The sequence below is a fragment of the Wolbachia endosymbiont (group A) of Trypoxylon clavicerum genome, from assembly GCF_947251665.1.
Taxonomy (GTDB): Bacteria; Pseudomonadota; Alphaproteobacteria; order Rickettsiales; family Anaplasmataceae; genus Wolbachia; species Wolbachia pipientis.
This window is the reverse complement of the sequence record NZ_OX366374.1, coordinates 848,107-869,179: the sequence shown is the minus strand read 5'-3', so window position 1 is coordinate 869,179 and position 21,073 is coordinate 848,107. Positions and strand designations below refer to the sequence as shown.

The following is a 21,073-nucleotide window of genomic DNA, read 5'->3' as shown; positions in this document are numbered from 1 at the left end:
TCTTTTACCTATTAGGCTAAACTACCATCTTTTTCTCTCTTTTCATATTTTTTGTCCACAGAGCCTAGAACACTAGGCTCTGTGGACAAAATTTTAGAGAAGCCATACAAGAGCTCCAACAAAATTGAGAAAACCAATAAAAACCTCAGCAGTTTTATCAAATCTGGAAAAAATGCGCCTAAAATTTTTAATTTTACCAAAAAAACACTCAATCAAATGACGTTCTTTGTAGATATGCTCATCGTAATACCTTTGCACTTTTCGATTCCGTTTTGGCGGAATAACTACTGTACATCCCTTGTCTTCAAGACTTGTAACAAAGGCATTGCTATCGTAGCCCTTGTCAGCTACTACAGTAGAGTTATAGATACTTTCGGTCAACACTTGTGCCTGCGTAATTTCATTTCTTTGACCAGGAGTCAGAGTAAATTTAAGTGGATTTCCAAGTGCATCGACAAGCGCATGTATTTTAGTTGTAAAGCCACCTTTGCTCCTCCCTAAAGCTTCTTGATCCTTGGAGTTTTTTGTATATCCAGATGAACATGGATGGGCTCGGATGATCGTACCGTCGATTATAGCAACTTCTAAATCAGGCTCTTGTTTAGTATATTCAAGCAATTTTTTCCAGACATCTCTTTCACACCATCTTTTAAATCGCTTATGTATACTCCTGTAATTACCATAAGTTTTTGGTAAAAGTCTCCATTGGCAACCACTTCGCACTATGTACCACACTGCCTCTATGAATATTCTTAAACGTTTTTCATCTTTGCTGTGCATTCCTTTTACGCTTTTTATGAACTCTAAAATTTGTTTCCAATTTTCCTCTTTGATGTAATATTGCATATGGTAGTTTCTCCATTTTTTACCTATTAGGCTAAACTACCATCTTTTTCTCTCTTTTCATATTTTTTGTCCACAGAGCCTAGCAAATCTAGGTAATGTTTACAGGGATTTAGGTAATCCTCAGAAAGCTAAAGAGTTGTTTGAGCGGGTTTCACCTGTTTTTGAGAAACACTATGGTTCTGGTCATATTCAAGTTGCTAAGCTACTGGTAAGCCACGGTGGCACTCATGGGGATTTAGGTGACCATAAGGAAAAAAAGGAGCTACTTGAACAGGCCTTTCCTATTTTTGAAGAACATTACGGCCCTGATCATCCGGAAGTTGCCAAACTACTGGCAGACTTATGTGAAGTTTATGGTACCTTAGGTGACCACAAGAAACAACAGGAGTCATTTGCACGGGCTGTATCTATCTTTAAGGAACATCAGAGTCCTAATCATTTCTGAAGTTGCTAAACTGCTGGCAGAATTAGACAAAGTTTAGGTTTTGAGCAATACTAAACTAACAACAACTCATTTGAGCTACACTTCCAAAACTAATCTGTTTGGATCTTCTATGTAATTTTTTACCTTAACAAGGAAAGTTACTGCTCCTTTGCCGTCAACTATTCTGTGATCGTAAGAGAGAGCAATGTACATCATAGGTCTGATTTCTACTGCATTACCAACAGCAACTGGCCTGTTTTGTATTGAATGCATTCCAAGTATTCCAGATTGCGGAGGGTTTATTATCGGAGTGGAAAGAAGTGAACCGTATACTCCACCGTTTGAGATGGTAAATGTTGCACCTTCCATTTCTGATACTTGTAATTTACCCTCACGAGCTTTTTTGCCAAGAGCAACTAAAGTCAACTCAATTTCTGCAAATGACATCTGATCGGCACCCCGAATAACTGGTACAACAAGACCTTTATCGGTGCCAACAGCAACACCTACGTCATAGTAATGTTTATATATGATTTCATCGCCTGAGATTTCAGCGTTAATTTCAGCAATTTCTTTCAATGCTTGCACCGCTGCCTTTATAAAAAACGACATAAAACCAAGTTTTATTCCATATTTTTTTTCAAAGGCGTCCTTATATTTTGCTCTTAGATCCATGACATTCTTCATGTCAATTTCATTGAACGTGGTCAGTATTGCAGCAGTATTTTGCGATGCTTTCAAACGAGCGGCAATTACTTGCCTTATTTTGCTCATTTTTACTCGTTCCTCTCTTTGCTCTCCATTTACTACACTTTTTGGCAATTCATATTGTTTTATTGCAGGTTGTTCAGCTTTGTTCATATGGCCTATCACATCTGCTTTTGTTATTCTGCCTCCCATGCCAGTTCCTTTGACGCTTTCTGCACTGATTGCATTTTCTTCCATAATTTTACGAGCTGATGGAGCATCTTTTTTAGCAGCACTTTCGCTTTTATCTTCTTTTCTCGCTTCCTTTTTTACTTCTCCCATGGAAAGCTTCGCTAACAATTGATCAGGACTTATTACATCATCTTCTTTTATAAGAAATTCAGTTATTTGCCCTGAAGCTTCTGCAGTTAATTCGAGTGCTGTTTTGTCAGTTTCAATTTCAAAGATCAAGTCATCTACTTTTACTGCTTCTCCAATACCCTTCTTTATTTTTACTATACCTTCTGTAACTGATTCACCACCAAGAGTTTTTGGTGCTCTGATTTCTATAATTTTGCTCATAAAACAACTTCCGTATAAAACTTTCTATAGATTTATACATGAAAAGAGACATGTAATAAACTAATAAATTCATTGAGGCTCTTATCATTTAGAAGTGACAAACGGATAACATATTCCCAAATGTCATTCCAGCACGTGACGCTAGGCCATAAAAATTCCTTGACAAGCTTTGCTAGCCCCCCTATCATGGTACTGAATATTCAGTTATCTTCATCTGTGCAGATTAAACAGCAAAAAAAACAACGTAGTTGGCGTCTTATTTTTAATTTTTTGCACTATGTGCACCGTATGTCTTCACAACATTTCTGGGTTTTTACCTATATAAGCTGAAACGCGCTTACAAAGCGTTTAAGACAGCAAAAAACGTCAAATTGACAAGGGAGAATTTGAATGCTAGCTACCCTGGGTTTTCTTTGCCTTTTTTTTCACTCAGTAAATTTCTTAACGTTTATAATTTAGGTTAGTCGCATTTAAAAGCGGCTGAATCGTAGGCTCTGTGGACAAAAAATATGAAAAGAGAGAAAAAGATGGTAGTTTAGCCTAATAGGTAAAAAATGGAGAAACTACCATATGCAATATTACATCAAAGAGGAAAATTGGAAACAAATTTTAGAGTTCATAAAAAGCGTAAAAGGAATGCACAGCAAAGATGAAAAACGTTTAAGAATATTCATAGAGGCAGTGTGGTACATAGTGCGAAGTGGTTGCCAATGGAGACTTTTACCAAAAACTTATGGTAATTACAGGAGTATACATAAGCGATTTAAAAGATGGTGTGAAAGAGATGTCTGGAAAAAATTGCTTGAATATACTAAACAAGAGCCTGATTTAGAAGTTGCTATAATCGACGGTACGATCATCCGAGCCCATCCATGTTCATCTGGATATACAAAAAACTCCAAGGATCAAGAAGCTTTAGGGAGGAGCAAAGGTGGCTTTACAACTAAAATACATGCGCTTGTCGATGCACTTGGAAATCCACTTAAATTTACTCTGACTCCTGGTCAAAGAAATGAAATTACGCAGGCACAAGTGTTGACCGAAAGTATCTATAACTCTACTGTAGTAGCTGACAAGGGCTACGATAGCAATGCCTTTGTTACAAGTCTTGAAGACAAGGGATGTACAGTAGTTATTCCGCCAAAACGGAATCGAAAAGTGCAAAGGTATTACGATGAGCATATCTACAAAGAACGTCATTTGATTGAGTGTTTTTTTGGTAAAATTAAAAATTTTAGGCGCATTTTTTCCAGATTTGATAAAACTGCTGAGGTTTTTATTGGTTTTCTCAATTTTGTTGGAGCTCTTGTATGGCTTCTCTAAAATTTTGTCCACAGAGCCTAGGCTCTGTGGACAAAAAATATGAAAAGAGAGAAAAAGATGGTAGTTTAGCCTAATAGGTAAAAAATGGAGAAACTACCATATGCAATATTACATCAAAGAGGAAAATTGGAAACAAATTTTAGAGTTCATAAAAAGCGTAAAAGGAATGCACAGCAAAGATGAAAAACGTTTAAGAATATTCATAGAGGCAGTGTGGTACATAGTGCGAAGTGGTTGCCAATGGAGACTTTTACCAAAAACTTATGGTAATTACAGGAGTATACATAAGCGATTTAAAAGATGGTGTGAAAGAGATGTCTGGAAAAAATTGCTTGAATATACTAAACAAGAGCCTGATTTAGAAGTTGCTATAATCGACGGTACGATCATCCGAGCCCATCCATGTTCATCTGGATATACAAAAAACTCCAAGGATCAAGAAGCTTTAGGGAGGAGCAAAGGTGGCTTTACAACTAAAATACATGCACTTGTCGATGCACTTGGAAATCCACTTAAATTTACTCTGACTCCTGGTCAAAGAAATGAAATTACGCAGGCACAAGTGTTGACCGAAAGTATCTATAACTCTACTGTAGTAGCTGACAAGGGCTACGATAGCAATGCCTTTGTTACAAGTCTTGAAGACAAGGGATGTACAGTAGTTATTCCGCCAAAACGGAATCGAAAAGTGCAAAGGTATTACGATGAGCATATCTACAAAGAACGTCATTTGATTGAGTGTTTTTTTGGTAAAATTAAAAATTTTAGGCGCATTTTTTCCAGATTTGATAAAACTGCTGAGGTTTTTATTGGTTTTCTCAATTTTGTTGGAGCTCTTGTATGGCTTCTCTAAAATTTTGTCCACAGAGCCTAGCGTTTAGAATAAAAAACGCCAATATTTTGAAGTACATATAAATAACTAGTTAACCATGGGGCTTCTTTTGCCTTTTTTTTTATTTGGTAAATTTCTTAAATATTTATAGTTGCAATTTAAGAGCCCGTAAAGGGTGTCATCCCAGTGCTTGACACTGGGATCCAGTTTTCCATATAATCTCATCGAAAACATAAGACCTGCTGCAAAAGGTGATTGAAAAAATGATGTGAGAGGGGTAGAAGAAGAATAAGCAGATCAAGTAAGGAAAAAAAATGAGCTTTAGTTACTATAATATGAAAAAACACCCAAGAAACTTTCGTAATATAACAGGTTTAAGTATAGAGGAGTTCGAAAAAGTAGTAGAAAAAGTGAGGTCTGGATGGAAAAAACTTGAAAAACAGAAAAAGTGTCATGGTAGAAGATCAAAACTACCAACTCTGGAAGATAAGTTGTTTTGCGTAATTTTGTACTATCGCACTTACATAACACATAGATTTTTAGGATGCCTATTCAATGTGTACAACGCAAATGTATGTAGGTTACTTAAGAGAATAGAGCCATTACTCGCCAAAAAAGTGACTATAACAAAAGATAGAAGTATGACGCCAGAAAAAATACTGAAGATTTTGGCTGATGTTACAGAACAGCAAATACAGAGGCCAGAAGATAGTAAAAAACGGAAGAAATCATATTCAGGAAAAAAAAGAACCAACACTATGAAAACTGAGATTATTATCGAAGAAGGAGGAAGAATTTTATCAGTGTCAAAGTCATACCGTGGTAGAATTAGTGATTTTCGCATAAGGAAACAAGAAAAATATTTACCACTTGATAGCATAAAACATGCTGATTCTGGATATCAAGGTTGGCAAAAATTGCAAAGCAATGTTATAATTCCATATAAAAAGTATCGTAAAAAGCCATTAACTCCAGAGCAGAAAGAGCATAATAGAAGGTTAGCATCATTTAGAATGAGAGTAGAAAATAAGATCCGAGAGATAAAGATATTTAAGATTATGTCGAATGTTTATCGCAATTTTCAGAAAAAATATAACTTGAGGTTCAATATTATTGCTGGTATTGTAAATCTTAAGCACGCCTTTTAGTTAACCTTGATTTTATTCACCCTCCTTTCCTTTTTTTTATCGCTTGATTCGCAGCAGGTCTATTGTATTTTAACGTAAAACATCTATTTTTATGCTTACCAACTTAATAAAATTCCTGGATCCCAGTGTCTGGGCACTTGGATGACACCATTCTTTTTTCTGGATTCCAGACTGGAATGACACCGTCTTGGATGGAAACCAGTGTCAGCTACTTGAATGACGAGAAAGGAGCTACTCGGATGACACCGTCATAAAGGAACCAGTGTCAGCTACTTGGATAGGGGGCACTAGAATCCAGTAAGCTTATTTATGCATGTAAAAGGTTATTATTTTGTAAAGTCAAAGTTGCTTTTGGTTTTAAGTTAAAGTACAATAAATGCAAAGGCTCATATGATGAATTAAACTGGATCCAAGTACTTGAATGACATCAGAGAGAGGGTAACCGAGGTTCATGCGATACACGCTACCAAAGTGTTTAAGTAATTAATTAGGTTAAAGTTTGGTATTCAAACAGTCGTACATATGCTAGTCAAAATAGGTACCAGAGGAAGCAAGCTTGCAGTTGCCCAGGCTTTGGAAGCAAAACAAAAGTTGCTGGACTCTTTTCCTAACTTATCTATTGAAATTGTTAAGATAAAAACTTCTGGAGATAAGTATGCAAACGCAAATCTTGCTGAAATAGGAGGTAAAGGATTATTCATTAAAGAAATTGAGGCTGAATTGCTCGAAAATAATATAGACATGGCAGTTCATTCGCTAAAGGATATGCCTGCGTTTTTCTCAGGGAGTTTAACAATTCCTTGTGTTTTAGAAAGGCTAAGTCCATGCGATGCGTTTATTTCTCATAAACACAATAGCCTTGAATCTTTGCCACAGCAGGCTACTATTGCCACTTCTTCAATAAGAAGAAAAGTTCAGTTGTTAAATGTTAGACCAGATTTAAATATAGTACCGCTACGTGGAAATGTAACAACTAGATTGCAAAATCAAAGTTTTGATGGAATAATTCTAGCTGAAGCAGGACTCATAAGATTAGAAAAACATCACTTAATTACAGAGGTATTGCCACCAAAAGTTATGTTAAGTGCAGTGGGACAGGGAGCGATTTGTATTCAATGTAGAAGGAATGATGTAAAAATTATCGATCTTTTAGAGAAAATTAATAATAATATGTCTTTTATAGGAGTGAAATCAGAGCGCAGTTTTATGAAGACAGTGAATGGTTCATGTTTTACACCACTTGCAGCTTTGGCTGAATATGTGAGCGAAAATATGCTACACCTTCGTTGTATGTTGGCAGATGGAAAAAATATATACTTCACTGAGCGCACTTCATTTATAGAAGATGCGGAGAAAATGGGTATGGATGCAGGATTAGAGTTGAAATCAAAATGCTTATAAGCTTACCTAAAGTACGTGGAATCTATCGTTATGACATCTTAATGTCTAAAGCGACGTGGTTAAATGTCGGTGGACGAGCTGATATATTATTTAAACCACGTGATATTGAAGATTTAACATGCTTGATTAAAAACACTGAGTTGCCAATTAACGTTATCGGTGCAACATCCAACATAATAGTGCGAGATAGTGGCATTCGAGGAATAACAGTAAAATTGGGTAAGGAATTTTCATATATAAAAAGTAAAGGTAACAACTCTATTGTTGCAGGTGGTGCTGCGTTACTTAGTAACTTTGCTTACTTTGCAGGAGAGCAACAAATTAGTGGACTTGAGTTTCTAGTTGGAATTCCAGGAACAGTTGGTGGCGGAATAGAAATGAATGCAGGTGCATATGGTAGTGATATCGCAAGTGTTGTACAATCCATAAAAGCAGTGAATCTAGAGGATGGAAACCTATATGAGTTCTCCAGCGAAGAAATGGGGTATTTTTACCGTGGACATAGCCTAAAAGGAAATTGGATTTTTGTTGAAGCTGAGTTTAAAGGAGTAAACTCAGAGTATGAGCTTATACTGCAAAGGTTAAAGGAAGTTATTGAGAGAAAAAATAAAAGCCAGCCAACAAGAGGAAAAACTGCTGGGTGCATATTCAAAAATCCAAAAAACTACCGAGCATGGGAGTTAATTGATAAATCTGGCTGCCTAGGGTTAAATATTGGTGGAGCTAGAATCTCTAAGAAACATTGTAACTTCTTGCTCAATTACGATAATGCAACTGCATCTGACTTGGAAAACCTTGGCAACAGAGTAAAAGATGCAGTAAAGGATAAATTTAATGTTGAACTTGAGTGGGAAATAAGGGTTTTGGGTAGCTATTAGATAGTTTTTATAGCTTCTGTATATTCGTTCAGGAGAACGGCAAATAAGGTAGACAAGTAATCTAAAAAAATAATCATAGAGAAAACGTGAGGTAATGTGGTTAATCTGTATCCGTTCAGGGTAGCGGCAAGACCATAGAGTAAAAGTGAGTTTACAACAAATGGTGTCATCCCAGTGCGTGACACTGGGATGACACCTTTGTGTTTGAGGCAAAATTGGCTATAACACTTAACATACTGCCTTTGCAAATAAATGTTCGTACAGCTGTGTATCACGCACTTTGCTTCAATATTTGTGATGCCCCTGAACAGATACCCCAAATTCGTTTAATTAAATTTGACGTTATACCTATATACAGGGTCCCATTTCGTTCACTTGCAAGTATATAAACATAATAACTTTTCATATATAGTAACCTGGATCCCAGTGTCAGCTACTTGCATGACACCATTTGTTGTAAACTCACTTTTACTCTATGGTCTTGCCACTACCCTGAACAGATACAGAAGTTTAGCTTTCACTTAAATGGACTACTCAACCGTGACAGACTTAGCTAAATTTCTTGGACAATCTGCATCTAACCCTTTTTTTGCTGCAGTAAAGTAAGCAAGGAATTGCATAGCAACACTGTAGATGATTGGAGAGATAAAATTATCAGTGTCTGGAAGTTGCACCACATCTGCGCAAACTCCCCTTAGGAATGGCGCTCCTTGTTTATCACTGAAGGCAATTACTTTGCCTTTTCTTGCAATAATCTCTTGTATATTAGATAGCGTTTTAAAGAATAAATCATCATAAGGGATAATTGCTATAACAAGCACAGTAGAGTCTATTAAAGCAATAGAACCGTGCTTCATTTCTCCCGCTGCAATACCAATTGTATTGATGTATGAAAGCTCTTTTATCTTCAATGCACCTTCCATTGCAACTCCGTATGAACTTCCTCTGCCAATTAAAATAACGTTATTGTGTTCTAATATGCTGCCTGATATATGTTGTATTTTCATCACATTTAAAACATGCTCAACATACTTGGGAATAGAGTTAATAGCGTTGCTTAACTGTTTTATTCTCTCTCCACCCAGTATACCTTTTATTTTTCCAAGCTCCACGGCAAAGCATGCTAAAGTTGCAAGTTGCGCAGAAAAGGTTTTTGTTGAAGCAACACCAATTTCTTGCCCAGCAAGAGTATGTAACACAATATCTGAGATCTTTTCAATGCTGCTGCTAAATGTATTAGTTATACTTATGATTGTTTGCTTCTGTGATTTCGCATAACGCAGCGCTTCTATGGTATCTGCAGTTTCGCCAGATTGAGAGATAAATAACCCAATGCTGCCTTCTTCTAGCTTGACGTTGCTATACCTAAATTCTGATGAGATTTCTAGATATACTCGAACTTGAGCAATACTTTCCAGCCAATACTTCGCTATTAGCCCAGCAAAATAAGATGATCCACATCCAACTATAGTAATGTAACTCAGCTCAGAAAACAATTTTTTGTTGACCTCTTTATATTGCTTGTAAAATTGATTTATTGTTTTGTTTAATGCACGCGGTTGCTCAAAAATCTCTTTTAACATGAAGCTAGGGTAGCCATTTTTGCTAATTAGAAAATCACTTGGACTACTATTTTCTATACTGCGTTTAACTTGTGTACCATTGTTGTATATACTAACTCCACTAGATTTTATCACTGCAATATCATCATCTTCCAAATGCGATATTTTTTCCACAAATGCACTTAAAGCATTAGAGTCAGATGCAGCAAACACTGTGTTACAGTTATAGCCTATTGCTAAAGGCAAATTTCTCTTCGCAACAAATAAGGCGTCTGGATATTCTGCAAATAATAAGACCAAGGCAAATGAGCCGTGTAGGTTGCTTAAACACTTAAATAGAGAATCAACTGGCGACAATCCTTCATCGAGATATAAGGTTAGCATGTTTGGTATGATCTCTGTGTCAGTGTCAGTATGGAATGACATGCCCCTTTCTTCTAGGCCCTTTTTTAGCAGATTGTAATTCTCAATTATGCCGTTATGAGCAACAACAACATTATTTGTACGAATGGGATGAGCATTTTTAAGGCCTGGAACTCCATGTGTAGCCCAGCGAGTATGTGCTATACCAACTGTACTGTGAGACATCTTGCTGTCATCAACAACTTCACATAACCTTTCGACTTTACCTTCTGATTTTTTGACTTCTATCTTACCTTCGTTATTTATGATTGCTATACCTGAGGAATCATATCCCCTATATTCCAATTTTTGTAACCCAGTTAGTAAGGTTGGTATTACTGAATCACCACTACTTACTACACCAAATATTCCGCACACAAATGGATCACCAAACAAACTTTTTTCTAAACATGTTAAGCATTTTTGCCTTTATTACTGGTTGATTTATATTCTTTTTATCATTCTTTCGATTTTACCTTTTTAATTGGTTTAGCTGCTACTTTTTGAGTTTCTTTGCTTAAAACCTCAGATATAGCGGACTTTAGAACTTTTATCTCAACTTTTGGTGCTATTTCTATTATAAATTGTGCATTTGCCTCATCAACTTTATTAACTTCACCTATTATTCCACCAGAAGTAATGACTGTATCACCACGTTTTATTTGATCTATCATCTTTCTATGTTCTTTTAGTTTTTTTTGTTGCGGGCGAATAATGAGAAAATAAAATACCACAAATATTAAAATCAATGGAGTAAAACTAGCAAAAGATGCGCCGATACTTGATGTATTGCTAGTTGCATCTGCTGCAAAAACTTCAGAAATGAGCATATTTAATCCTAATTGTTAATGATAAAAACAAACCTATTTAAGTATTAATTACAATACCATGCCATGTCAAGTTTGGTGAAGGCGTTTCTCAATACCGGCAATAATACTGCGAATTCTAAGTTATGCTAAAACTAATATGACGGGAGTGATGAGACTTGAACTCACGACCTCATGCGTGACAGGCATGCGCTCTAACCAACTGAGCTACACCCCCCTAATTTCTTTTTAGCGTTTTCGGGCTTCAACTTTAAAGCTAATAAACATGTTGCCCTTTGTCAATATTTTTTGTTTGCGCTTTGCTGTCTTTTCTATTACTATGTAAATAATTTAATTTCACACATGGCTTGTACAAGTAGTCCCATTAGGGTTATGCCATGGAAGATAAACTATTTGGAGGAATGATATATGACAAATTTGCCTAAAGTCACTGTGCGTGATTTAGCTGAATCTGGTGTACATTTTGGTCACAAAATTAGTCGCTGGAACGCAAAAATGGCTCCATACATATATGGAGTGCATCAAGAAAATCGTATACATATAATTGATTTGCGAAAAACACTACCATTGCTACAGGTGGCCATGAAGGCTTTATATGACGTTGCATTTCAAGGTGGTCGCATTCTATTTGTTGGTACAAAGTTTCAAGCTTTTGATATTATTGCAAGTGAAGCGATTCGTTGTGGTCAATATTATGTGAATCATCGTTGGCTTGGTGGTATGCTTACTAATTGGGGCACTGTTTCTTCTTCGATAAAAACCTTGATGCAATATGAGAAAATATTAAATGACGAGGATAGCATTTTAACAAAGAAAGAATTGGGAAACATTGAAAAGAAAAAGCAAAAGCTTGATAAGGCGCTTGGCGGTATTAGAGAAATGGGAGCAATTCCTGATATCTTATTCATCATTGATACTAATAAAGAGCATATAGCGGTTAAGGAGGCTAAGAAGTTAGGAATTCCAATAGTTGCAATACTTGATACTAATTCTGATCCAGATGGTATTACATATCTAATACCTGGAAATGATGACTCAAGAAAATCAATAGAGCTCTATTGTAAATTAGCTACCGACTCTATATTAGCTGGAATAGAGTCTAGTCTAGCAAAATCTGGAGTTAAGATTGATGATATAAGGGGTGATGAGTTTATTCAAGAAAAAGAAGATGGTATTGTGCAAACTAAAAGGAGACGTAGTAAAGTTTACAAAGAAGAAGAAAGGGAGGTAGTAACAAATGAAGATGAATCCAGATGATATAAGAGAATTACGTGATAGAACAGGGCTTGGCTTAAGTGACTGTAAAAAAGCATTAGAAGAATGTGATGGTGACATTAAGAAAGCCGTTGATAAGTTACGTACAATAGGTCTTGCTAAAGCTGACAAAAAATCTGATAGAATAGCTTCAGATGGACTCGTTGCTATGTGTTTGACTGAAAATTATGGTGCATTGGTTGAACTCAATTGCGAAACAGATTTTGTTGCAAGGAATGAGAAATTTATAGAGTTAGTTTCAAATTTAGCATCAATTGCTCATCAAGAACGCTGTACTAGCGTTGATGAGTTAAAAAATGCCAAGTATGAAGGCATTGGCACAGTGCAGGAAGCTATTATGAATGGTACATCAGTTCTTGGTGAGAAGCTAGAGTTAAGCAAGCTTTGTTACTTAGAAGCTAAGGATGGAGTTGTTGCTGGCTACGTACATGGTGATGTGTGTGGCTTAGGTAAGATTGGTGCTTTAATTGCATTGCAATCATCTGGTGATAAGGCGAAGCTACAAGAGATTGGGAAACAAATAGCTATGCATGTAGTTGCTATGAAGCCTGAAGCTTTGTCTATAGATGATTTAGATCAAATGAAGTTGAAAAATGAACGTTCTATAATTGAAGAGCAAGTGAGGGGCTTAAATAAACCTGAAGAAGTAGCAAAAAAAATAGTAGATGGACGAATGGCTAAGTACTATGAAGAAGTTGTTTTACTAGAACAAAAGTTCATAAAGGATGATAAAATGAAGGTTTCTGATTTTATAAAATCAAGCGAGGTGAGTGCTATTAAATTATCTAATTACAAGTTACTTGTTTTGGGTGGTGCAAACTAAATGGTAAAAAATGTTTCCCTCAACAAATGAAAAAAGCGAAATAAAATATTCCAGAGTGTTATTTAAAATCTCTGGTGAAGCTTTAATGGGGTCACAGTCTTTTGGCTATGATATGGGAATAATAAGCCAATTATGCAAAGATATAGCTGATATTAACAGGCTTGGAGTTCAGGTATGTATTGTTGTTGGTGGTGGTAATATCTTTCGTGGCACATCTGCGTCTTTAAGTGGCTGCGAAAGAGCAAGCAGTGATTATATTGGAATGCTTGCAACTATAATCAATGCTTTAATTTTACAAAACTTTTTAGAGAAAAATTTAGTAGCTTCGAGGGTATTATCTGCAATACCCATGGCCACTGTATGTGAACCTTACATAAGAAGGAAAGCTATTCGTCATTTAGAAAAAGGTAGAGTGGTAATTTTTGCAGCAGGCACAGGCAACCCATTTTTTACTACAGATACAGCTGCAGCTTTACGTGCTGTTGAAATGAATTGTGATATTATTCTAAAGGGTACGCAAGTAAGTGGTGTATACTCCGCTGATCCGAAAAAAAATGAGGATGCTGTAATGTATGATAGGCTTTCTTATACGGATTTATTGACTCGTGATTTAAAAGTTATGGATGCATCAGCAATTTCACTTGCTCGTGAGAATTCTATTCCCATTATAGTTTTTTCTTTGAAGGGAGAAAAAATAGTCAATATTATTAAGGGTCAAGGTACTTATACTATAGTTTCAGATTGTAAACATTAGGTAATTTATGTTAAATGAAATAAAAGCTAAAACAAAAGAAAGAATGCTAAAAACTATTCAGTCCTTTCATGATGATATTAAAGGCGTACGCACTGGTAGAGCTAGCGCATCGTTGCTTGATGGTATAGTTGTAAATATCTATGGTGGACATCAAAAGTTAAATCAGGTTGCAGGTGTTTCGGGTATAGATAACAAAACTCTATTAATTAAAATTTGGGATATTAATGTTGTCGGTGAAGTGAAAAATGCTATATTAAATGCCAACTTGAATTTAAATCCTGTTGTTGAGGGTAATACCATACGTATAGCTCTTCCGGACTTAACACAAGAAACCCGTGAAAAATTAGTGAAATTATTGCATCAGTTTGCTGAAAATGCACGGATTGCCATTAGAAATATACGTAGAGATATTATGGAAGAAACAGAAAAAATGAAGGAAAATAAAGAAATCTCAGAAGATGATTTTCATGGTGCTAAGAAGGAAATACAAAATATTACTGATAATAATATAAAAAAAATTGATGGTGAATTGTCCATCAAAGAAAAGGATATACTGAATCACTAAGGTAATATGAAAGAAGCCTTCAGTAGTGAATATGAACGTTGTGATTTGAGAGCAAATTCCACCAAGAAGGGTGTCATGCAAGTAGCTAACATGCAACTGTTACGAACATTTGTCCGCGGAGGCAGTGTGTTAGCCGTTTTTGCCTCAAACACAAAGGTGTCATCCCAGTGCTTGACACTGGGATCCAGCTTTTCATACAATCTCGTCAAAAACGTTTGTTTTAGCATAAGACAGCTATTTTTATGCTTATCAGCTCAGTGTGCTCACTTGCAATCAAATTTCTGGATTCCAGTGTCGGGGCACTGGAATGACACCCTCCTGGTAGCACAATGTTCGTATAGCTGTGTGTCAGTTACTTTTATGACATCGGGTGAACTTTAAATGTTGAATCAAGAATCTTTACCGAAACATTTAGCAATTATTATGGATGGTAATGGTAGATGGGCGAGCAATCAAGGAAGGGTAAAAATTGATGGTTATAAAAAGGGCAGTGAAGTTGCATACGATATTGCCAAGTATTGTACGGACTTAACCATACCCTACTTAACTTTGTATGCATTCTCTATGGAGAATTGGCTTAGACCCAAAAACGAAACTGACTGTCTATTTGATTTATTTTACTCCGTTTTAACTAATGAAGATAAAGTCAATTTCATTTGCAACTGTAACATTAAGTTGAATTTTATTGGCAATTTAAGTCTGTTATCCAGTAAAATATTGGATCAAATTAAAAAAGCAGAAGAAATGACACATAAGAACGATGGTTTATTACTCACTGTGGCAGTCAGTTACGGAGCAAAGCAAGAAATTACACAAGCTATAAGCAATATTATAAAAGAAAATATTGCTTATGTATCAGAAGAGGAATTTGAAAAATTTCTGTATACTAAAGATTTGCCAAAATTGGATTTATTAATTCGCACTGGCGGCGAAAAAAGGTTAAGCAACTTTTTATTATGGCAAGCAGCTTATGCTGAATTGTATTTTTGTGATACTTTATGGCCTGATTTTTCTTGTCAAGATTTGAGTAAAGCATTAGAAGATTATACAAAAAGAGAGAAAAAATATGGTAGATAATAATTTTATAATTAGAATGTTGTCCTCAATAGTAATATTATTCATATTTTCCTTTGCTACATATTTTAGTGATTTATCGTTTTACCTATTGATTTTTTCAATAGCAGTTTTATCTTCTTTTGAATGGTATAATCTAACCCAAGGAAACAAAATTTTATACGTTTTTGCATTATTATTGATTGCACTACCAAGCGCCTCATTAATATATTTATATAATCTACCACAGGGAAAATACGCATTAGTATGGTTCGTCTTAACCATTTGGGGAATTGACATTACTGCCTACCTATTTGGCAAGAATTTTGGTGGAGCTAAAATTTGCCCAATTCTTAGCCCTGGAAAAACTTGGACAGGACTTCTTGGTGCGATTTTAGCTGGAGTAGTGTGCACAATTTTTGGATCAATATTTTTTGGTCTATTTTCAATTTTTTATTCTCCAATCATTGGCCTTGCAATTGCTATTCTAGCGCAACTTGGCGATTTCACTGAGTCACTTGTTAAAAGAGCTTACGGTGTTAAAGATAGTGGAAGTATGATACCTGGCCATGGAGGAGTGCTCGACCGTATGGACAGCTTCATTTTTACTGCCCCTCTTATTGCTATTTACATAAGCTAAGTCTGCAGAAGAAATAAAGTGCCATTAGAGGTCATCCCTAGTCAGCTCCCCAACCGCTTCTACAGTGCAGTCATGGACAAACGTCTTTTCACAATAAGGGCAGGCTATTTCCTCTTCTTCTCCCATATCTAAATATATTAATGGATGGCCAGAACCCTCATCATTCTCATCACCATGACAACAAACTTTTCTTTTATTAACCCTCACTTTTGACATGCTACTCCTTTAGCTTATAACATTTTATATATTAAATATACCTATCCAGAAATAAAAAACAACAAACACTATTCTCCATTTTTTATCCTATTCAGGTTAATCAATTCGTTTTGAACGCCTTTTGATACAAATTTGCTAACATCTTCTCCTAATCTTGCTATTTCCTTTACAAAACTTGATGAAATAAATTGAGTATCTTCAGAAGCGGGAAGAAATATAGTTTCGATTTCAGGAAGAAGTTTATAATTTACCCAACTCATTTGAAACTCGTAATCAAAATCCGATACTGCTCTTAATCCTCTAATAATAACAGAAGCATTCTGCTCTTTGGCAAACTTCACTAGCAACCCATTAAAGGATATAACATCTGCATCAATTCCTAGTCCTTTAATTTCATTTTCAGCCATGCTTGTGCGTAGCTTTGTGTCAAAGGCAGTATGCTTATTAACGTTTTCTGCAACTCCTATTATTAATTTATCGACTAGTTTACACGCTCTTTTGATTATGTCAAGATGCCCAAAAGTTATAGGGTCAAATGTGCCAGGGTAGATTCCTGTTCTGTTATTAATGTTCATCCTTTATTTTTATATAAACTACTTTAAAAACTTTTGATAGACATAATAACATTTTTTATCTAAAAATAAAAGTATACAGTTGGCCTGATAGCTCAGTTGGTAGAGCAAAGGACTGAAAATCCTTGTGTCGCTGGTTCGATTCCTGCTCAGGCCACTTTCCTTTCTTATTAAATTTACCTTTTTATTGTAAAACGTTCTATAATATGTTATGATATTGATATAAGTGTTGAGAGGGTAAACTATATGTATAAATATTATAGCAGAATATTTAATATCCTATTAAATATAGTTCTATTATTAAGCAATATTACTTATGCTGGCGTTAGTGAAAAACCGGCATCTCAACATGTAATCAGAAAAGAAGAACCAGCGTCAACTGTCTTGACGGCAGAAAATACAGTAAATAATGACATAGTTGTTGGTTTATTGAAAAAGGAAGGAGCATTTGGGCGTGAGGTATCTCAAATTTATGAGATATTCAATAATTTTGGAGTTAAAACCGTACTCATTGATTACAATAAAATAATTAACCTAACAGGAATCCAAGAAAAGTCGCTTATCTTTGCAAAACAAGATGAAGTGTTGGCGCTAGCACTAGACCGAATAAAAATTGAAGTTGCACGATTCATTAAAGAGCAAAAGATAAATAGAATATTTATTCTAAATGATCTTCATCAGCCAAAAACTCGCATTGCTGATTTTTACAACGATCTTGCTACTAAAGCAATTGTAAAAATAGTAGATGACAATCCTGCAATTCATTTACTTGGCATATGTGGTGGGTTACAAGACATTATGCGTGCAAAAGGAATTGAAGTAGCGGGTTATGAAAGACAGCAAAAGACCCATTTAATGTCAGCGCTTAATCCAAAGCAGGAAGATGTGCCTTTACAACAGATAAAGATTGTTCCAAATAGTCGTTTAGCAGAAGTGATAGCCAAATTCCTAATACCTGATGAAAATGGTTGGTTTTCAACATATTTTCCAGATGCTAACTATGCTCTCTCAAAAGTAGTAAGTAATACGCCAGAAAATAGAAGAAAATTGGAGTCACTTGGATATAAAGTTGCAGCATTTTCCAGTGAGGGGGTAATAGAGGCTATTGAAGATAAGCATGGTAATGTTCACTTTCAAAGTCATCCAGAAGCCCTTGTTGTGAAGTCAGATAAAAACCTCTATTTATCAAATCACAAGGAACGTCAAGTGTCTACACTAGTTGCTATAGCGATTATGAATGATTTTCTTTATCGTGCTTAATGCTAAAATAGTGGTTTATATGTATCCGTTCAGTAGAGTGGCAAAATAAGGTAGACGAGAAAAGACAACTATAGGAACAAATGGGTGTCATGCCAGTGCGTGACACTGGCATCCAGTCCTTTTGCACAGTTCCATCAAAAACGTTGTAAAGCGCTTTCGTGTTTACCAACTTAGTGCCCAATCTGGATCCCAGTGTCAAGCACTGGGATGACAAGAAAGGGAGCACTGGAATTTTTGTTTCAGCATTAGCCATGCATCTGAACGGACAATGGCGTCAACTTAAGGAAAAATATCAGTGATAGTGTATAAAATTTCTCTCTAAATTTTTTATCATTAAATTATCCAAAGAGTGCAAGAAACAGCACTTTTGTTTCTATTTTATTTCAACAAAAAAGTTTAAAATGTGTCTTTTTTAGGTGAGGCATGCAAAAAGGAAAAGATCTTATCTTACAAATTAAAAATGCAATATACTCGAAAACTTTTCAGAAAATCCATTGTGTTGAGTTTTACACGAACAAGAAAACTTCCTTTTTCGACAGTATTTTCTATGATTTTAAAGTTAGTTAAAAAAAGTTTGGGAATAGAATGTGAACTTATGGAGCCATTGACATGTACCCTCAAAGCAAGCTTTTTCTAAAGCAAGGTACAAGATTTGCCATACAGGCTTTCAAGAATTTAAGCATCCAAACAGCCTATCAGGATGAACCTGAGTTGGAGAGGCTATAGACTTATTGCAGCAGATGGTTCTGGTACCCAGCTCTGGGGAAATTGTATCCGAGTTTGAACCAAATGGAAACTGACCTTACCCAGAAAAAGTGGAGAGAAAGTTTGGAATGTTTTTCACAAAGAGAATGATGAATCAAAATGCTCAAGAATGCAATAGTTAATAGTGGAATGTCTACGTTGTTTGTTATAAAAAATTTCTATATATTCAAATATAGCAGTTTTGATATGCTGTTTAGAGTGCCGAGAGGTGTCTATTGGTAACTCCCTTTTTAGAGAACTGAAGAAGCTTTCCACAACAGAATTGTCGTAACAACAACCTTTATGACTCATCTATGTTTTTTATGGATAAGAGATATTGATAACCTTGCGAAGTATATTGTGAACCTTGATCACTATGTAATAGTAGATTTTTGGCAGTTTTACGCTTGTTAACGGCCATTAATAAAGAGTCCATAACCAATTGTTTATTTATTGAACTGCTCGTTGACCAGCCAACTACCATGCGTGAATATAGATCGATTATTGTTGCCAAATATAGCCATCCTTCTTTGGTTTTTATATAAGTAATCCCATACTTTATTTGGTTGATCGACAATAAAGTTTTGGTCTAATATATTGGGAGCTACGACTCTACTGTCCGTTTGTTGTTTCTTAATTTTAAATTTTCTTCTCAATATAGCCTGAATACCATTTTTCTGCATAATACTTTGCACTGTTTTTAAGTTGCAACTTTTACCCAAAGCCTTTAATTCAGCATGAATTTTAGGAGCTCCATATCTACATTTAGAAGCTTGATATATTTTTTGAATATCTGCTAATAACTCTTTATTTTGCTGATTCTCTACTGCTTATTTTCCTTGTAGTCCACTTATAGTAGCCACTAGCAGAAAACCCTACATAATTCCTGCACTTTATAGTGTTTACTATGCTCTTTTATGAAAAAATATTTTACTCTTTTTGACTGGCCAGGGCTTTTTTTAAAATGTCTCTTTCTCTTGTTACTTTTGCTAACTCTTTCTGTAAATCAAATCTCTCTTTGTCATAAGGTGCTACATCTGGAAATGCATTTGCTGCTGACTTTTTTTCGTTATATTTCTTCATCCATTTTCCTAATACACTATCCCTTATTCCTAGGCTCTGTGGACAAAATTTTAGAGAAGCCATACAAGAGCTCCAACAAAATTGAGAAAACCAATAAAAACCTCAGCAGTTTTATCAAATCTGGAAAAAATGCGCCTAAAATTTTTAATTTTACCAAAAAAACACTCAATCAAATGACGTTCTTTGTAGATATGCTCATCGTAATATCTTTGCACTTTTCGATTCCGTTTTGGCGGAATAACTACTGTACATCCCTTGTCTTCAAGACTTGTAACAAAGGCATTGCTATCGTAGCCCTTGTCAGCTACTACAGTAGAGTTATAGATACTTTCGGTCAACACTTGTGCCTGCGTAATTTCATTTCTTTGACCAGGAGTCAGAGTAAATTTAAGTGGATTTCCAAGTGCATCGACAAGCGCATGTATTTTAGTTGTAAAGCCACCTTTGCTCCTCCCTAAAGCTTCTTGATCCTTGGAGTTTTTTGTATATCCAGATGAACATGGATGGGCTCGGATGATCGTACCGTCGATTATAGCAACTTCTAAATCAGGCTCTTGTTTAGTATATTCAAGCAATTTTTTCCAGACATCTCTTTCACACCATCTTTTAAATCGCTTATGTATACTCCTGTAATTACCATAAGTTTTTGGTAAAAGTCTCCATTGGCAACCACTTCGCACTATGTACCACACTGCCTCTATGAATATTCTTAAACGTTTTTCATCTTTGCTGTGCATTCCTTTTACGCTTTTTATGAACTCTAAAATTTGTTTCCAATTTTCCTCTTTGATGTAATATTGCATATGGTAGTTTCTCCATTTTTTACCTATTAGGCTAAACTACCATCTTTTTCTCTCTTTTCATATTTTTTGTCCACAGAGCCTAGTGTAAAATCGAACCTGGAACAGCTAGATTGGCAAACTAAGCGCGGCATTATTAAAGCATTAATAGGACAAATTAACATTGGTTGTGATCAGGTAGAAGTAGGATTTCAGATCGAAGAACCAGCACAGGATGGGGGAATTCTTAATTTGTATCATTGTAGTACACATCATAATAAGGGGGTTGGCAAAATGTGTCAAGCAAGTTTTTTCGTTTCTATAAATCTGGATTTCAGCGTTATGCGCTGGAATGACAACGTGAGGTAAATTTTTCAACATCCCAAAATTACAGAAT

At 35.5% G+C, this 21,073-nt stretch carries 22 protein-coding genes, 2 tRNA genes and 2 pseudogenes; 16 read left to right on the top strand and 10 right to left on the bottom strand.

The features are described from left to right. Positions 1-93: 93 nt before the first annotated feature. The gene (locus tag OPR60_RS04480) at positions 94-846 is read right to left on the bottom strand and encodes an IS5 family transposase (protein ID WP_265039632.1); all 753 of its coding nucleotides are present in this window, start codon (positions 844-846) and stop codon (positions 94-96) included. 25 nt (positions 847-871) lie between these two features. Here OPR60_RS04480 and OPR60_RS04475 point away from each other — a divergent pair, with 25 nt between their 5' ends. After that, complete coding sequence (locus OPR60_RS04475) at positions 872-1,291, top strand: tetratricopeptide repeat protein (RefSeq protein ID WP_320109792.1); 420 nt, start codon at positions 872-874, stop codon at positions 1,289-1,291. Positions 1,292-1,366: 75 nt separating this feature from the next. On the opposite strand, the gene odhB is transcribed toward OPR60_RS04475, so the two are convergent. Continuing rightward, the gene (gene odhB / locus OPR60_RS04470) at positions 1,367-2,539 is read right to left on the bottom strand and encodes a 2-oxoglutarate dehydrogenase complex dihydrolipoyllysine-residue succinyltransferase (protein ID WP_065094674.1); all 1,173 of its coding nucleotides are present in this window, start codon (positions 2,537-2,539) and stop codon (positions 1,367-1,369) included. Between the two features lie 570 nt (positions 2,540-3,109). Between odhB and OPR60_RS04465 the strand changes: the two genes are divergently transcribed. The 5 genes from OPR60_RS04465 to murB all read left to right on the top strand — a co-directional run bounded on the left by OPR60_RS04465 (position 3,110) and on the right by murB (position 8,121). Next, complete coding sequence (locus OPR60_RS04465) at positions 3,110-3,862, top strand: IS5 family transposase (RefSeq protein WP_265039632.1); 753 nt, start codon at positions 3,110-3,112, stop codon at positions 3,860-3,862. A 100-nt stretch (positions 3,863-3,962) separates the two neighbouring features. Next, positions 3,963-4,715: an IS5 family transposase gene (locus OPR60_RS04460; RefSeq protein WP_265039632.1), complete on the top strand. Its 753-nt coding sequence runs from the start codon at positions 3,963-3,965 to the stop codon at positions 4,713-4,715. Between the two features lie 314 nt (positions 4,716-5,029). Then, complete coding sequence (locus tag OPR60_RS04455; protein WP_406829725.1) at positions 5,030-5,842, top strand: transposase family protein; 813 nt, start codon at positions 5,030-5,032, stop codon at positions 5,840-5,842. A 522-nt stretch (positions 5,843-6,364) separates the two neighbouring features. After that, positions 6,365-7,243 carry a hydroxymethylbilane synthase gene (hemC, locus tag OPR60_RS04450; RefSeq protein WP_065094673.1) on the top strand — a complete coding sequence of 293 codons (879 nt, stop codon included), beginning with the start codon at positions 6,365-6,367 and terminating at the stop codon, positions 7,241-7,243. Further along, positions 7,234-8,121 carry a UDP-N-acetylmuramate dehydrogenase gene (gene murB, locus OPR60_RS04445; protein WP_065094672.1) on the top strand — a complete coding sequence of 296 codons (888 nt, stop codon included), beginning with the start codon at positions 7,234-7,236 and terminating at the stop codon, positions 8,119-8,121. The genes hemC and murB overlap by 10 nt, the downstream gene beginning before the upstream one ends. A 271-nt stretch (positions 8,122-8,392) precedes the next feature. On the opposite strand, the gene OPR60_RS04440 is transcribed toward murB, so the two are convergent. From OPR60_RS04440 to OPR60_RS04425, 4 genes are all read right to left on the bottom strand, one after another. Next, the gene (locus OPR60_RS04440; RefSeq protein ID WP_245611025.1) at positions 8,393-8,527 is read right to left on the bottom strand and encodes a GIY-YIG nuclease family protein; all 135 of its coding nucleotides are present in this window, start codon (positions 8,525-8,527) and stop codon (positions 8,393-8,395) included. Between the two features lie 124 nt (positions 8,528-8,651). Beyond that, positions 8,652-10,463, bottom strand: coding sequence for a glutamine--fructose-6-phosphate transaminase (isomerizing) (glmS, locus tag OPR60_RS04435; protein ID WP_265040328.1), 1,812 nt, complete (start codon positions 10,461-10,463; stop codon positions 8,652-8,654). Positions 10,464-10,543: 80 nt separating this feature from the next. Next, positions 10,544-10,915 carry a preprotein translocase subunit YajC gene (gene yajC, locus OPR60_RS04430; RefSeq protein ID WP_015589055.1) on the bottom strand — a complete coding sequence of 124 codons (372 nt, stop codon included), beginning with the start codon at positions 10,913-10,915 and terminating at the stop codon, positions 10,544-10,546. A gap of 140 nt (positions 10,916-11,055) precedes the next feature. Continuing rightward, a tRNA-Asp gene (locus tag OPR60_RS04425) sits at positions 11,056-11,129 on the bottom strand. A 191-nt stretch (positions 11,130-11,320) separates the two neighbouring features. Between OPR60_RS04425 and rpsB the strand changes: the two genes are divergently transcribed. The 6 genes from rpsB to OPR60_RS04395 all read left to right on the top strand — a co-directional run bounded on the left by rpsB (position 11,321) and on the right by OPR60_RS04395 (position 16,022). Continuing rightward, the gene (rpsB, locus tag OPR60_RS04420) at positions 11,321-12,169 is read left to right on the top strand and encodes a 30S ribosomal protein S2 (RefSeq protein ID WP_010962661.1); all 849 of its coding nucleotides are present in this window, start codon (positions 11,321-11,323) and stop codon (positions 12,167-12,169) included. After that, the gene (gene tsf / locus OPR60_RS04415; protein ID WP_065094670.1) at positions 12,150-13,010 is read left to right on the top strand and encodes a translation elongation factor Ts; all 861 of its coding nucleotides are present in this window, start codon (positions 12,150-12,152) and stop codon (positions 13,008-13,010) included. Before rpsB ends, tsf begins: the two co-directional genes overlap by 20 nt. A 10-nt stretch (positions 13,011-13,020) precedes the next feature. Next, positions 13,021-13,764 carry a UMP kinase gene (pyrH, locus tag OPR60_RS04410; protein WP_065094669.1) on the top strand — a complete coding sequence of 248 codons (744 nt, stop codon included), beginning with the start codon at positions 13,021-13,023 and terminating at the stop codon, positions 13,762-13,764. 7 nt (positions 13,765-13,771) lie between these two features. Then, positions 13,772-14,329 carry a ribosome recycling factor gene (frr, locus tag OPR60_RS04405; RefSeq protein WP_265040099.1) on the top strand — a complete coding sequence of 186 codons (558 nt, stop codon included), beginning with the start codon at positions 13,772-13,774 and terminating at the stop codon, positions 14,327-14,329. 381 nt (positions 14,330-14,710) lie between these two features. Next, positions 14,711-15,406: a polyprenyl diphosphate synthase gene (gene uppS, locus OPR60_RS04400; protein ID WP_065095335.1), complete on the top strand. Its 696-nt coding sequence runs from the start codon at positions 14,711-14,713 to the stop codon at positions 15,404-15,406. After that, complete coding sequence (locus OPR60_RS04395) at positions 15,396-16,022, top strand: phosphatidate cytidylyltransferase (RefSeq protein WP_065094666.1); 627 nt, start codon at positions 15,396-15,398, stop codon at positions 16,020-16,022. The genes uppS and OPR60_RS04395 overlap by 11 nt, the downstream gene beginning before the upstream one ends. Before the next feature lie 24 nt (positions 16,023-16,046). Here the strand turns inward: OPR60_RS04395 and OPR60_RS04390 are convergent, their stop codons facing one another. Beyond that, positions 16,047-16,238, bottom strand: coding sequence for a zinc-finger domain-containing protein (locus OPR60_RS04390; RefSeq protein ID WP_065094665.1), 192 nt, complete (start codon positions 16,236-16,238; stop codon positions 16,047-16,049). Positions 16,239-16,306: 68 nt separating this feature from the next. Further along, complete coding sequence (gene coaD / locus OPR60_RS04385; RefSeq protein ID WP_065094664.1) at positions 16,307-16,813, bottom strand: pantetheine-phosphate adenylyltransferase; 507 nt, start codon at positions 16,811-16,813, stop codon at positions 16,307-16,309. Between the two features lie 81 nt (positions 16,814-16,894). On the opposite strand from coaD, the gene OPR60_RS04380 reads away from it, so the two are divergent. The 3 genes and pseudogenes from OPR60_RS04380 to OPR60_RS04370 form a co-directional block, all read left to right on the top strand. Then, a tRNA-Phe gene (locus OPR60_RS04380) sits at positions 16,895-16,967 on the top strand. 89 nt (positions 16,968-17,056) lie between these two features. After that, entirely contained in the window at positions 17,057-18,070 is a 1,014-nt protein-coding gene (locus OPR60_RS04375) for a type 1 glutamine amidotransferase family protein (protein WP_065094663.1), read from the top strand. Positions 18,071-18,493: 423 nt separating this feature from the next. Further along, positions 18,494-18,864 (top strand): annotated as a pseudogene (locus OPR60_RS04370) (IS4-like element ISWosp8 family transposase); the annotation flags it as partial. A gap of 46 nt (positions 18,865-18,910) precedes the next feature. On the opposite strand, the pseudogene OPR60_RS07035 reads toward OPR60_RS04370, so the two are convergent. Then, a pseudogene (locus OPR60_RS07035) lies at positions 18,911-19,936 on the bottom strand (IS3 family transposase); the annotation flags it as partial. Between the two features lie 11 nt (positions 19,937-19,947). After that, entirely contained in the window at positions 19,948-20,700 is a 753-nt protein-coding gene (locus OPR60_RS04355; protein WP_265039632.1) for an IS5 family transposase, read from the bottom strand. 66 nt (positions 20,701-20,766) lie between these two features. Between OPR60_RS04355 and OPR60_RS04350 the strand changes: the two genes are divergently transcribed. Next, entirely contained in the window at positions 20,767-21,045 is a 279-nt protein-coding gene (locus OPR60_RS04350; protein WP_265040097.1) for a hypothetical protein, read from the top strand. The last annotated feature ends 28 nt before the right edge of the window (positions 21,046-21,073 follow it).

Coding starts and splice junctions, on each gene's coding strand:
- OPR60_RS04480 (WP_265039632.1), bottom strand. CDS start 846: ATGCAATATTACATCAAAGAGGAAAATTGGAAACAAATTTTAGAGTTC.
- odhB (WP_065094674.1), bottom strand. CDS start 2,539: ATGAGCAAAATTATAGAAATCAGAGCACCAAAAACTCTTGGTGGTGAA.
- OPR60_RS04465 (WP_265039632.1), top strand. CDS start 3,110: ATGCAATATTACATCAAAGAGGAAAATTGGAAACAAATTTTAGAGTTC.
- OPR60_RS04460 (WP_265039632.1), top strand. CDS start 3,963: ATGCAATATTACATCAAAGAGGAAAATTGGAAACAAATTTTAGAGTTC.
- OPR60_RS04455 (WP_406829725.1), top strand. CDS start 5,030: ATGAAAAAACACCCAAGAAACTTTCGTAATATAACAGGTTTAAGTATA.
- hemC (WP_065094673.1), top strand. CDS start 6,365: ATGCTAGTCAAAATAGGTACCAGAGGAAGCAAGCTTGCAGTTGCCCAG.
- murB (WP_065094672.1), top strand. CDS start 7,234: ATGCTTATAAGCTTACCTAAAGTACGTGGAATCTATCGTTATGACATC.
- OPR60_RS04440 (WP_245611025.1), bottom strand. CDS start 8,527: ATGAAAAGTTATTATGTTTATATACTTGCAAGTGAACGAAATGGGACC.
- yajC (WP_015589055.1), bottom strand. CDS start 10,915: ATGCTCATTTCTGAAGTTTTTGCAGCAGATGCAACTAGCAATACATCA.
- rpsB (WP_010962661.1), top strand. CDS start 11,321: ATGACAAATTTGCCTAAAGTCACTGTGCGTGATTTAGCTGAATCTGGT.
- tsf (WP_065094670.1), top strand. CDS start 12,150: ATGAAGATGAATCCAGATGATATAAGAGAATTACGTGATAGAACAGGG.
- pyrH (WP_065094669.1), top strand. CDS start 13,021: ATGTTTCCCTCAACAAATGAAAAAAGCGAAATAAAATATTCCAGAGTG.
- frr (WP_265040099.1), top strand. CDS start 13,772: ATGTTAAATGAAATAAAAGCTAAAACAAAAGAAAGAATGCTAAAAACT.
- uppS (WP_065095335.1), top strand. CDS start 14,711: ATGTTGAATCAAGAATCTTTACCGAAACATTTAGCAATTATTATGGAT.
- OPR60_RS04395 (WP_065094666.1), top strand. CDS start 15,396: ATGGTAGATAATAATTTTATAATTAGAATGTTGTCCTCAATAGTAATA.
- OPR60_RS04390 (WP_065094665.1), bottom strand. CDS start 16,238: ATGTCAAAAGTGAGGGTTAATAAAAGAAAAGTTTGTTGTCATGGTGAT.
- coaD (WP_065094664.1), bottom strand. CDS start 16,813: ATGAACATTAATAACAGAACAGGAATCTACCCTGGCACATTTGACCCT.
- OPR60_RS04375 (WP_065094663.1), top strand. CDS start 17,057: ATGTATAAATATTATAGCAGAATATTTAATATCCTATTAAATATAGTT.
- OPR60_RS04355 (WP_265039632.1), bottom strand. CDS start 20,700: ATGCAATATTACATCAAAGAGGAAAATTGGAAACAAATTTTAGAGTTC.